The 10,891-nt window shown below is 72.4% G+C and carries 13 protein-coding genes; 12 read left to right on the top strand and 1 reads right to left on the bottom strand.

Translation table 11 applies throughout. The annotated features are described in order from the left end of the window. Together DY240_RS26635 and DY240_RS26630 are read left to right on the top strand one after the other, a co-directional pair. Positions 1-543, top strand: a 543-nt coding sequence (locus tag DY240_RS26635; RefSeq protein ID WP_233552892.1) for a M15 family metallopeptidase, incomplete at its 5' end; no start/stop codon positions are given. A gap of 46 nt (positions 544-589) precedes the next feature. Further along, complete coding sequence (locus DY240_RS26630) at positions 590-1,480, top strand: sugar phosphate isomerase/epimerase family protein (RefSeq protein ID WP_233552891.1); 891 nt, start codon at positions 590-592, stop codon at positions 1,478-1,480. Between the two features lie 572 nt (positions 1,481-2,052). Here the strand turns inward: DY240_RS26630 and DY240_RS26625 are convergent. Further along, positions 2,053-2,538, bottom strand: coding sequence for a hypothetical protein (locus DY240_RS26625; protein ID WP_119662693.1), 486 nt, complete (start codon positions 2,536-2,538; stop codon positions 2,053-2,055). Positions 2,539-2,833: 295 nt separating this feature from the next. Here DY240_RS26625 and DY240_RS26620 point away from each other — a divergent pair, with 295 nt between their 5' ends. From DY240_RS26620 to DY240_RS26575, 10 genes are all read left to right on the top strand, one after another. Then, a complete protein-coding gene (locus DY240_RS26620; RefSeq protein WP_199702527.1) occupies positions 2,834-3,442 on the top strand; it encodes a TetR/AcrR family transcriptional regulator in 609 nt (202 codons plus the stop codon). A 68-nt stretch (positions 3,443-3,510) separates the two neighbouring features. Then, positions 3,511-4,239 carry an ABC transporter ATP-binding protein gene (locus DY240_RS26615; RefSeq protein WP_119662691.1) on the top strand — a complete coding sequence of 243 codons (729 nt, stop codon included), beginning with the start codon at positions 3,511-3,513 and terminating at the stop codon, positions 4,237-4,239. Next, positions 4,236-4,964: an ABC transporter permease gene (locus tag DY240_RS26610; RefSeq protein WP_119662690.1), complete on the top strand. Its 729-nt coding sequence runs from the start codon at positions 4,236-4,238 to the stop codon at positions 4,962-4,964. The genes DY240_RS26615 and DY240_RS26610 overlap by 4 nt, the downstream gene beginning before the upstream one ends. Positions 4,965-5,088: 124 nt before the next feature. Continuing rightward, positions 5,089-6,003, top strand: coding sequence for a proline dehydrogenase family protein (locus DY240_RS26605; protein ID WP_233552890.1), 915 nt, complete (start codon positions 5,089-5,091; stop codon positions 6,001-6,003). After that, positions 6,000-6,806 (top strand): pyrroline-5-carboxylate reductase, encoded by an 807-nt coding sequence (proC, locus tag DY240_RS26600; protein ID WP_119662689.1) that lies wholly within the window; start codon positions 6,000-6,002, stop codon positions 6,804-6,806. The genes DY240_RS26605 and proC overlap by 4 nt, the downstream gene beginning before the upstream one ends. A gap of 6 nt (positions 6,807-6,812) precedes the next feature. Next, entirely contained in the window at positions 6,813-7,991 is a 1,179-nt protein-coding gene (locus DY240_RS26595) for an acetoin utilization protein AcuC (protein WP_119662688.1), read from the top strand. 364 nt (positions 7,992-8,355) lie between these two features. Then, entirely contained in the window at positions 8,356-8,574 is a 219-nt protein-coding gene (locus DY240_RS26590) for a helix-turn-helix domain-containing protein (RefSeq protein ID WP_119662687.1), read from the top strand. 100 nt (positions 8,575-8,674) lie between these two features. Then, the gene (locus DY240_RS26585) at positions 8,675-8,776 is read left to right on the top strand and encodes a 30S ribosomal protein bS22 (RefSeq protein WP_074946526.1); all 102 of its coding nucleotides are present in this window, start codon (positions 8,675-8,677) and stop codon (positions 8,774-8,776) included. A gap of 81 nt (positions 8,777-8,857) precedes the next feature. After that, entirely contained in the window at positions 8,858-9,877 is a 1,020-nt protein-coding gene (locus DY240_RS26580; RefSeq protein ID WP_119662686.1) for an NAD-dependent epimerase/dehydratase family protein, read from the top strand. A gap of 46 nt (positions 9,878-9,923) precedes the next feature. Further along, positions 9,924-10,781 (top strand): lysophospholipid acyltransferase family protein, encoded by an 858-nt coding sequence (locus DY240_RS26575; RefSeq protein WP_407659416.1) that lies wholly within the window; start codon positions 9,924-9,926, stop codon positions 10,779-10,781. The last annotated feature ends 110 nt before the right edge of the window (positions 10,782-10,891 follow it).

Genomic DNA, 10,891 nt, shown 5'->3' with positions numbered 1-10,891 from the left:
GCCCCCACGGCCGCCCCGTCACCCTCGGTGACGGCCGCACCGCCGCCGGCCGCCCCGGCGCCCGCGGCGACGCCCGCGCCTACGCCGTCGCCGACCGGCTTCCCGCCGGTGCCCGGGTGCGACGCCACCATCCCCGGCGACGACGTCGCCAACGGCGAGCTGGGCGACGAGCACCTGTGCGGCATCGGCAGCGGCCAGCAGCTGCGTCCCGACGCCGCCGCCTCGTTCCTCGCGCTCGATGCGTTCTACCGGGCTGAGACCGGCGAGGGCCTCATCGAGTGCGTCACCGACTCCTATCGCAGCTACGAGGCCCAGGTCGACGTCGCGCAGCGCAAGCCCGGCCTGGCCGCCGTCCCGGGCACCAGCGAGCACGGCTGGGGCCTCGCGGTCGACGTCGGCTGCGGCGCCAACTCCTTCGACGGCGCCCTCTACGCCTGGCTCGACGACAACGCCGACGACTTCGGCTGGGAGAACCCCGACTGGGCCCGGCCCGGCGGCAGCACGCCGGAGCCCTGGCACTGGGAGTTCACCCCTGAGACCTGACCGGAGCGCCACACCGAGGGGTGGCCCCGCCGCATACCCTTGGAGCGTGTCCGAACTGCGCCAGAGTGCCTCCGGGGTCCTGCGTGTTCCCGAGGCACCCGTGGGGCTGTCCACCGCCGCCACCTACCCCCAGGGCGCGGCGACGGCGTTCGAGCTGGCCTCGTCGCTCGGGTACGACGGCGTCGAGGTCATGGTGTGGACCGACCCCGTCAGCCAGGACATCGACCAGATCGAGCGGCTCGCCGAGCGGTACGGCGTGCCGGTGCTGTCCGTCCACGCGCCCTGCCTGCTGATCACGCAGCGCGTGTGGTCGCCCGATCCCACGGTGCGGCTGACGAAGTCGCTCGAGGCGGCCCGCCGCCTGGGCGCGTCCACCGTCGTCGTGCATCCGCCGTTCCGGTGGCAGCGCGAGTACGCGCGCGGGTTCGTCGAGCTGGTGGCCCGGCTCGAGGACGAGTACGGCATCGCCGTCGCGGTCGAGAACATGTACCCGTGGCGGGCGGCCGGGCGTGAGGTGGCCGCCTACGCGCCCGACTGGGACCCCACCGACGAGGCGTACGAGCACATCACGCTGGACCTCTCGCACGCGGCCGTCGCCGGCCAGGACTCGCTGGTGCTGTCCGAGGCGCTCGGCGACCGTCTGGCCCACGTGCACATGACCGACGGCACCGGATCGGCGCGCGACGAGCACCTGATCCCCGGCCGCGGTAACCAGCCGTGCTCGGCCGTCCTGGAGCGGCTGGCCCGCATCGAGTGGTCCGGGACGGTGATCCTCGAGGTCAGCACGCGGCGGGCGCGCAACATGGCCGAGCGCGAGGCCGACCTCGCCGAGGCGCTCGCCTTCACCCGGCTCAACCTGGCGGCCTCGGTGGAGACGGCGTTCGCCGTGGGTCCGGACGGCACGGCCGAGGTGGTCGCGCGCGGCCAGGGCGGCTGATCGGGAGCCGTCCGAGGTGACGGCCGCGACCGGGCAGCCGTGGCGACATCCTGCCCCAAGTTCTCGTGCGTTCGCTCGATGGCGTCCAGATCGTCTTTCCCGACGGTGGCCAGCACTCGGGTCCGCCGCACCCGGGTGGGGCGCACCTCACCGCTGAGACGACCGGAAGATTCGCGGCGCTGACGGCATCGGCCGCGCGCTCGTTGGTCTTGGCACGCTGAAGCGCTCCACCATCGGGCATATCCGGCGCGGATGATCACTTTCGGCGAGCCAAGGGGTCACCGTTGGCGAGCCAAGCGCTGCGGCTCACACACGCCGCCGGACGGGCTCGTCCGTGCTGTCTCGGTGATCATCAAGGATCGACCACCTGATGGGGTGGTCGATCCTGGACGAAACCAAATGTGCCGGCGCGCGGACCGGTGAACGGCCGGACCGGCGGGCCGGGCGACCATGACGAAAGGCGCCGAGGGCGGATGCCCCCGACGCGGGTCGTGCTGCGAGAACCGAGCAGCACGGGGGAGATTGCCGCAGGAGAGACTGGCAATCTCCGTCCCGTGCCCTCAGCTCGAGAGTCAGCCCTGCGGCAGCAGCTGCGTGCCCTCGGGGAGCAGCTCGAGCAGCTCGGACTCGGTGAGGTCCTCGGGAACGACACCCTCGGGCAGCAGGCTCTCCAGCTGCTCCTGGACGTCGGCCGGGATCTCCTCGGAGCCGTTGCACGCCGCGTAGTCGCCGGCCTGGCTGCCCAGCAGGACGTTGAACGGGCCCTGCCAGAACCAGGGCAGGATGCACGCGTTGTCCGCGATGCTGCTGCCCTCGGTGTCCTCGGCCGCGCCGTTACAAGCCGAGTACGAGCCGTACTGGTCCTCGACCATGAAGTTGACCGGGCCCTGCCAGAACCACGGCAGGATGCAGGCGTTGTTCAGGATGTCGATCTCCGGAAGGGAGTCGGTACCCGGAACCTCCGGAACCTCCGGGACTGCGGTGGCCGTGGCCCCGACGCCCATGGAGGCTGCGAACGCCACACCAGCGACGAGGGCGCCGCGCAGTACGTTCTTCACCAGAATTCTCCTTGAATGGTCACGCGTTGTGTTGCGGTCGGTTGGTGCCTTGATGCGCATCAGCACGAAAGCTTTGACGGGCGGGCGAGGTATGTCAAGCGTGTTGTCGGAGAGTCACCCGATTGGTGTGACTGGCTGCCGCAGACCCCCTTGTACAGGCGTTTCCAGGCGGTCGTGGCGCGTTTGGCCCGAATTCTCGCCACTTCTCGTATATCGCCGAAAGAATGCGACAACAAGCCACATGTCAGGTCTAGGGCGCGGCGACCGGCGCGCCGGTGGATAGGATGCCGGAATTGTGGGAAAGGTTCTGAGGGGCCGGTCCGGGCGGCGTCGCGGCGCCCCGGACACCAAGGGCGAGATCCTGGCCGCCGCTCGCCAGGTGTTCGGAGAACGCGGCTACGACGGCGCGAGCGTGCGCGCCATCGCGGCGGCCGCGGGTGTCGACTCCGCGCTCGTCCACCACTACTTCGGGACCAAGGAGAAGCTCTTCCTGGCCGCGATGGAGATCCCGTTCGACCCGGCAGCCATCGCCGACGCGATCATGGACGACGCCGGCGGCGCCGGTGTGGGGGAGCGGGCCATCCGCACCTTCCTCGGCGTCTGGGGCCAGCCCGCCAGTCGTGCGCCCGTCCTGGCCCTGCTTCGCTCGGCCATGCAGCACGAGGCGGCGGCCCGGCTGCTGCGGCAGCTCGTCACCCGCGCCATCCTCGGCCGCGTCCTCGTCGTGTTCGAGGGCGTCCCCAACGGCGCGCTGCGGGCCGAGGCCATGGTGTCGCACCTCATCGGCCTCGCGATCGTCCGGTACGTCGTCAAGCTGGAGCCGATCGCGTCGGTGCCGGACGAGGAGCTGGTGCGGCTGATCGCCCCGGTGCTGCAGCAGTACTACGACGGCGCCTTCGAGTAGGACGGCTAGGCCGCAGGAACCCGCCCGGACTCTTGACGACGTCCGTTCGCGGTCGCACTATTCATCACATGATGAATTTCGCCGTACGGATCCGCGGCCTGCGGGTCGTGCGCGGCCCGGTGACCGTCCTGGACGATTTCGACCTGGACATCCGCCGGGGCAGCCTGACCGGCCTGCTCGGCCCGTCGGGCTCGGGGAAGTCGACGCTGATGCGTGCCATCGTTGGCGTCCAGAAGGTGGCCGGCGGGACGGTCGAGGTGCTCGGCCGCCCGGCCGGGGCGAAGGACCTGCGCGACCGCGTCGGGTACGTGACACAGGCGCCGAGCGTCTACGCCGACCTCACGGTCCGGCAGAACCTGCGCTACTACGCCCGGGTGCTCGGTGCGCCGATGAGCGACGTCGACCGCGCCATCGAGCAGGTCGACCTGGGGTCGCGGGCCGATCACCTGGTCGGCCGGCTGTCCGGTGGGCAGGAGTCGCGGGTGTCGCTGGCGACGGCGCTGCTGGGCACGCCGGAGGTGCTGGTCCTCGACGAGCCGACGGTCGGCCTGGACCCGGTGCTGCGGGTGCAGCTGTGGGAGCTGTTCCACCGGCTGGCCGAGAACGGCGTCACGCTGCTGGTGTCCAGCCACGTGATGGACGAGGCCGAGCGGTGCGAGCGTCTGGTCCTGCTCCGCGACGGCGCGCTGCTGGCCGACGACACGCTGCCGGGTCTGCTGACCCGCACCGGCGCGGCCGACGCCGAAGGGGCATTCCTGGAACTGGTCGAGAAGGCGGAGCGGGAGGCGTCGTCATGAGCCCGCGCATCACCCTGGCCACGGCCGCCCGCGTGCTCACGCAGCTGCGGCACGACCCGCGCACCATCGCGCTCATGCTGGTGGTGCCCAGCCTGCTGATGACCCTGCTGTGGTGGATCTACGACGGCGGCGTCGTCTTCGACCGCATCGGCCCGGCGCTGCTGGCGATCTTCCCCTTCCTGGTGATGTTCCTGGTCACCTCGATCGCGACGCTGCGCGAGCGGACGTCGGGCACGCTGGAGCGGCTGCTGTCCATGCCGACCGGCAAGCTCGACTTCCTGCTCGGCTACGCGCTGGCGTTCGGCGCCGTGGCGCTGCTCCAGGCGCTCATCACGGCGACGGTGGCGCTCGGGCTGCTCGACCTCGACACCGCCGGGCCGTCGTGGCTGCTGATCGCGGTGGCGGTGTTCGACGCGCTGCTGGGCGTGGCGCTGGGACTGTTCGTCAGCGCGTTCGCGTCGACGGAGTTCCAGGTCGTGCAGTTCATGCCGGCGCTGATCGTCCCGCAGTTCCTGCTGTGCGGCCTGCTGGTGCCGCGCGACCAGCTGCCCGCCGTCCTGGAAACGATCTCCGACGTCCTGCCGCTGTCATACGCCGTCGACGCGATGAGCGAGGTCCAGGCGAACACCGACCCGCAGGTGTGGGGGCAGATCGGCGTGGTGGTCGCGTTCTCCGTGGCGCTGCTGGCGCTCGGTGCGGCCACGCTGCGTCGCCGCACCCCGTGACCTCCGGTGCCGTACCCTGGCGGAGTCCGGCTACCGCGAAGTGGAGGGCACCGCCTTGGCAGTGGGGAAGGTCGGGGGCGGAACGCAGGGTCTGGCGCCAGCCCGGGGACTCTTGCGTTCGGCGTTGCTGGGCGCGTCGCGGAGCGAGCGGCTGCGGCACACCGTCGAGCGTCTCCCGCTGACCCGCGACGTCGTCGCCCGGTACGTCGCCGGCACCGAGCAGAGCGACGCCGTGCGGGTGGCCGGCGAGCTGGCCGGCGAGGGGCTCGCCGTCACCATCGACTACCTCGGCGAGGACACCCGCGACCGCGCCCAGGCCACCACCGTCGCGCAGCAGTACGTCTCGCTGCTCGAGGCGCTGCACAAGGCCGAGCTCGCCCCCGACGTCGAGGTGTCGGTGAAGCTGTCGGCCCTCGGGCGGACGCTGCCCGCCGACGGCACCGCCATCGCACTCGAGAACGCCCAGCAGATCTGCCAGGCGGCGGCCGATGCCGGCACCACGGTGACGCTGGACATGGAGGACCACACCACCACCGACGCCACCCTCGACGTCCTGCGCAACCTGCGCGCCGACTTCCCCAGCGTCGGCGTGGTGCTGCAGGCCCAGCTCAAACGCACCGAGGCCGACTGCCGCGACCTCGCCTACGAGGGTTCGCGCGTGCGGTTGTGCAAAGGCGCCTACGACGAGCCCGAGAGCGTCGCCTTCCGCGACCGCGGCGAGGTCGACCGCTCCTACGTCCGCTGCATGAAGGTGTTGTTCGCCGGCGACGGCTATCCGATGATCGCCACCCACGACGCCCGGCTGGTCGAGATCGCCGGGTCGCTGGCCGCCCGGCACCGGCGCGAGCAGGGCAGCTACGAGTACCAGATGCTCTACGGCCTCCGCTCGCGCGAGCAGCGCCGGCTGGTCCGGGCCGGCGAGCGCGTCCGCGTCTACGTCCCCTATGGTCCGGAGTGGTACGCCTACCTCGTCCGCCGTCTGGCGGAGCGGCCGGCCAACCTCGGGTTCCTCCTGCGATCGGTGGCGAGTTCGAAATGACCGTGGCGATCCTCGGCGCCGGCATGATGGGTGAGGCGCTGCTCGCCGGCATCCTCCAGGGCGGCCGGCCGGCCTCGGACGTGCTGGTCGCCGAGAAGCGGCCCGAGCGGGCGGCGGAGCTGACCGAGCGGTACGGCGTCGAGGTCGTCGGCAACGCCGAGGCCGTGAAGCGCGCCGACACCGTCCTGCTCGTCGTGAAGCCGCACGACATGGGGACGCTGCTCGACGAGGTCGCCGCCGCGGCCCGGCCCGGGCAGCTGTTCGTGTCGCTGGCGGCCGGCATCACGACGGCGTTCGTCGAGGCACGGCTGCCCGGCGGCGTCGCCGTCGTGCGGGTCATGCCGAACACCCCCGCGCTGGTCGGCGAGGGCATGTCCGCCATGTCGCCGGGGTCGCACACCGGCGACGATCACCTGCGCGAGGCCGAGGAACTGCTGCGCTCCACCGGCCGGGTGGTCCGGGTCGCCGAGAAGCAGCAGGACGCCGTCACGGCCGTCTCCGGCTCGGGTCCGGCCTATGTGTTCTACGTGGTCGAGTCCATGATCGAGGCGGGCGTCCACCTGGGCCTGCCGCGCGACACCGCCACCGAGCTCGTCGTCCAGACGCTGGTCGGCGCGGCCACGATGCTGCGCGAGACCGGCGAGCACCCGGCCGTGCTGCGCGAGCGGGTCACCTCGCCCGGCGGCACGACGGCGGCGGCGCTGCGGCAGCTCGAGGAGGGCCGGGTCCGCGCCGACTTCCTGGCCGCCTTGGAGGCCGCCCGCGACCGCTCGCGCGCGCTGTCGTCCGGCGACCCGGTCTGACCTCTCATGCACACCGTGCACGTGGCCTGGTCCGACGCCCTGACGGGCTACGACTTCGGGCCCGGGCACCCGCTGAACCCGGTCCGCGTCGACCTCACCATCCGGCTGGCCCGCGAGCTCGGCGTCCTCGGGGCCGACGGCGTGCACGTCGAGTCGCCCGAGCCGGCCGACGACGCCGCCCTGCGCACGGTGCACACCGCCGGCTACCTCGACGCCGTCAAGGCCGCCAGCGCCGACCCCGACACCGTCGACCCCCAGCACGGCCTCGGCACCACCGACGACCCCTGCTTCGCCGGCATGCACGAAGCGAGCGCGCTGGTGGCCGGCGGGACGATCGCGGCGGCGCGGGCGGTCTGGGAGGGACGGGCGCGGCACGGCGTCAACGTCTCGGGCGGGCTGCACCACGCGATGCCCGACAGCGCGTCGGGGTTCTGTGTCTACAACGACCCCGCGCTGGGCATCAGGGCGCTGCTCGACGCCGGCGCCGAGCGGATCGCCTATGTCGACGTCGACGTCCACCACGGCGACGGCGTGCAGGCCGTCTTCTACGACGACCCGCGGGTGCTGACGATCAGCCTGCACGAGACGCCGCGGACGCTGTTCCCGGGCACCGGCTATCCGACCGAGACCGGCGGCCCGCGCGCCGAGGGCAGCGCCGTCAACGTCGCGCTCCCGCCCGGGACGTCCGACGCCGGCTGGCTGCGCGCGTTCCACGCCGTCGTGCCGCCGCTGCTGCGCGCCTGGCGGCCGCAGGTGCTGGTCACCCAGCACGGCTGCGACAGCCACCTCGAGGACCCCTTGGCGCACCTCGCCCTGACGGTCGACGGCCAGCGCGAGTCCTACCGCGTCCTGCACGACCTCGCCCACGAGCTGTGCGACGGCCGCTGGGTCGCGACCGGCGGCGGCGGCTACGCGCTCATCGAGGTGGTCCCGCGCGCCTGGACCCACCTGCTGGCCATCGCCGCCGAGCGCCCGATCGACCCGGCGACCGACACCCCCGCCGGCTGGCGCTCCCACGTCGCCACCCGCTACCACCAGACGGCGCCCCGGCGCATGACCGACGGCGCCCGGCCCGCCCACGCCGACTGGTCCGACGGCTACGACCCCGCCAATGCCCTCGACCGCGCCGTCCACGCCACCCGCACCGCCGTCTTCCCCCTGCACGCCCTCGACCCCACCTACTGACGAAGAGAAGGGGCATCGGCCCGTACCGGGTCCGGGGCCGGATGGGTAGCACCCGTGACACCAGGGCGCCGCACCCAGCAGCGAAGAGAGCCGGTGGGAGGGGGATGCCGGCAGGGGTAGGCTCGGGCGTCCGAGCGAGGAACGAGCGAGGCGGGCGGGGCCGGCATCCCCCTCCCACCGGCGGTCACCGAGCGGAGAGCAGGCCGCCCAAACGTCACGAGATGGGACCAATCCAGCCGCGGGACCGATTCACTTCTCGATCCCCCTTTCCCTTCCGTCACATCCGCCACTAGCATCAATCAGATCACGTCGCCGAAGACGCGCGTCCAACCCAAGGGCGCCGCCGGCACGTCGTGGAGGAGCGATGACGACCAACGGGCCCGAAGCACCACTCGGAGAGGTGCGCTTCCTCACCGTCGCCGAGGTGGCGACGGCGATGAGGGTGTCGAAGATGACGGTGTATCGCCTCGTCCACGCGGGCACGTTGCCGGCGGTCCAGGTGGGCCGGTCGTTCCGCATCCCGGAGAGTGCCGTCCACGAGTATCTGCGCGACTCCTACGTCCGCGGGATGCAGGCCGGCTGAGACCGCCGCCCCGATTGGACGACGCCCCCGGTCAGCCGGGTAGGCTTGGCCGGTCGCGCGGCTGGCGCGCGTTCAATCGACCTGCGAGTGAGGGTGCCCTGTGGGCTCTGTGATCAAGAAGCGCCGCAAGCGGATGGCGAAGAAGAAGCACCGCAAGCTCCTGCGCCGTACGCGCGTGCAGCGTCGCCGCATGGGCAAGTAAGGCACGCCGGCGGCCGTGCGGGGTGGTGTCTCGCCCGGCCGTGCTCCAGGGGAGAGCGGGACACGATTGTCCAGGGTTGTCATGGTGGTGGGGGTCGCCCGGTATCTGGGCGCCCGGCTGGCTGAGCGCCTCGCGGCCGACGCGGGCGTCGATCGCGTGGTCGGCGTCGATCTCGTCGAGCCCACGCAGAGCATCGGCGACGCCGAGTTCGTGCGCGCCGACATCCGCACCTCCGACATCGGCCGGGCGATCGACCGGGTCGCACCCGACACCGTCGTGCACATGAACATCCTGGCGACGCGCGCCGACGCCGGTGGCCGCACTCCGCAGAAGGAGATCAACGTCATCGGCACGATGCAGCTGCTGGCGGCCTGCCAGCGCTCGTCGTCGGTGCGCAAGGTCGTGGTGAAGTCGTCGACGACGGTGTACGGCTCGGGCCCGCAGGCTCCGGCGCTGTTCGCCGAGGACATGGTGTCCGGGGCGCACGCGCGGCGCGGCTACGAGAAGGACGCCGGCGAGGTCGAGGCCTACGTGCGCGGCTTCTCGCGGCGCCGCCCCGACGTCGGCGTGACGATCCTGCGGTTCGCGAACGTGCTCGGGCCCGGCATCCGCACCGCCCTGTCGGAGTACTTCGTGCTGCCGGTGGTGCCCGTGGTGCTGGGCCGCGACCCGCGGTTCCAGCTGGTGCACGAGGACGACTGCGTCGACGCGCTGCGGGTGGCGACGGTCGAGCACCGGCCGGGCATCTTCAACGTGGCCGGCGACGGCTTCCTGGTGCTGAGCCAGGCGCTGCGCCGGGCCGGCCGGCCCGCGTTGCCGCTGCCGACGCTGGGGTCGCCGTTCGTCGGCGGCATCCTGAGGCGCGCGGGCATCGTCGACATGGACTCCGCGCTGGTGCGGTTCCTCACCTACGGCCGCGGCGTCGACACCACCCGCATGCGCACGCAGCTGACGTTCGACCCCGTCTACAGCACGGTCGCGACGTTCGACGCGTTCGCCGCCGCGCGCACCCGCGGCGGCCTGCTCGACCGCGACCGCATCCGCGCCGTCGAGCACACCGTCCGCGGCGTCCTGGCCGGGGAGGACGCCCGTGGCCGATAGCCCCCTGCCCGGCCTGCTCGAGCGCGTCGCGTCCGCGGCGGGGCGCGTGCTGCGCGACCACCTCGGCGTCGACGGCGAGCGGCTCGACGAGCTCGTCGCGTTCGCCGGGCGCCGGCTGACCGGTGACTTCGAGGTCGACCCGTTCGGGTTCGACCCGGAGCTGACCGAGACCGTGCTACTGCCGCTGCTGCGCCCGTTGTACAACCACTGGTTCCGGGTCGAGGTGCGCGGCATCGAGAACATCCCCGACACCGGCGCGGCGCTGGTGGCGGCGAACCACTCCGGCACGCTGCCGGTCGACTCCCTGATGACCCAGCTGGCGGTCCACGACACCCACCCGAGGGCCCGGCACCTGCGCGCGCTCGGCGCCACGCTGGTCTTCCAGCTGCCGGTGGTCGCCGACCTCGCCCGCAAGAGCGGCACCACGCTGGCCTGCAACGAGGACGTCGAGGCGCTGCTCGGCGACGGTGAGCTGGTCGGCGTGTGGCCCGAGGGCTTCAAGGGCGTCGGCAAACCGTTCTCGCAGCGCTACAAGCTGCAGCGGTTCGGCCGCGGCGGGTTCGTGTCCGCGGCGCTGCGCACGAAGGCTCCGATCGTCCCGTGCTCGATCGTCGGGGCCGAGGAGATCTACCCGATGATCGGCAACGCCGAGTCGCTGGCCCGGCTGCTCGGGCTGCCGTACTTCCCGTTGACGCCGACGTTCCCGTGGCTCGGGCCGCTCGGGCTGGTGCCGCTGCCGTCGAAGTGGATCATCGAGTTCGGCGAGCCGATCCGCACCGACGACTACCCGCCGGGCGCCGCCGACGATCCCATGGTGGTGTTCGAGCTGACCGACCAGGTGCGCGACACCATCCAGGCCACGCTCACCGAACTGCTCGACCTCCGGGGCCCGGCGTTCGGCTGACCCGCCGCCCCACGCCCGCCCACCCCGTCGTACGCCCCCGCCCCTTCGCCCCCGCCCTCGCCCCCCGCGCCGACGTTGATCTTGGAGTTGTTCGGGTATCTACCGGACAT

It is taken from the genome of Jiangella rhizosphaerae, from assembly GCF_003579925.1.
In the GTDB taxonomy this organism is placed as follows: Bacteria; Actinomycetota; Actinomycetes; order Jiangellales; family Jiangellaceae; genus Jiangella; species Jiangella rhizosphaerae.
The sequence above is the reverse complement of the archived record's forward strand: the minus strand, read 5'-3'. Positions and strand labels throughout refer to the sequence as shown.

Bases quoted from the DNA above. Each gene is read 5' to 3' on its own strand.
- DY240_RS26595 (WP_119662688.1), top strand. From the start codon at position 6,813: ATGCACACCGTGCACGTGGCCTGGTCCGACGCCCTGACGGGCTACGAC.
- DY240_RS26590 (WP_119662687.1), top strand. From the start codon at position 8,356: ATGACGACCAACGGGCCCGAAGCACCACTCGGAGAGGTGCGCTTCCTC.
- proC (WP_119662689.1), top strand. From the start codon at position 6,000: ATGACCGTGGCGATCCTCGGCGCCGGCATGATGGGTGAGGCGCTGCTC.
- DY240_RS26615 (WP_119662691.1), top strand. From the start codon at position 3,511: ATGATGAATTTCGCCGTACGGATCCGCGGCCTGCGGGTCGTGCGCGGC.
- DY240_RS26580 (WP_119662686.1), top strand. From the start codon at position 8,858: ATGGTGGTGGGGGTCGCCCGGTATCTGGGCGCCCGGCTGGCTGAGCGC.
- DY240_RS26610 (WP_119662690.1), top strand. From the start codon at position 4,236: ATGAGCCCGCGCATCACCCTGGCCACGGCCGCCCGCGTGCTCACGCAG.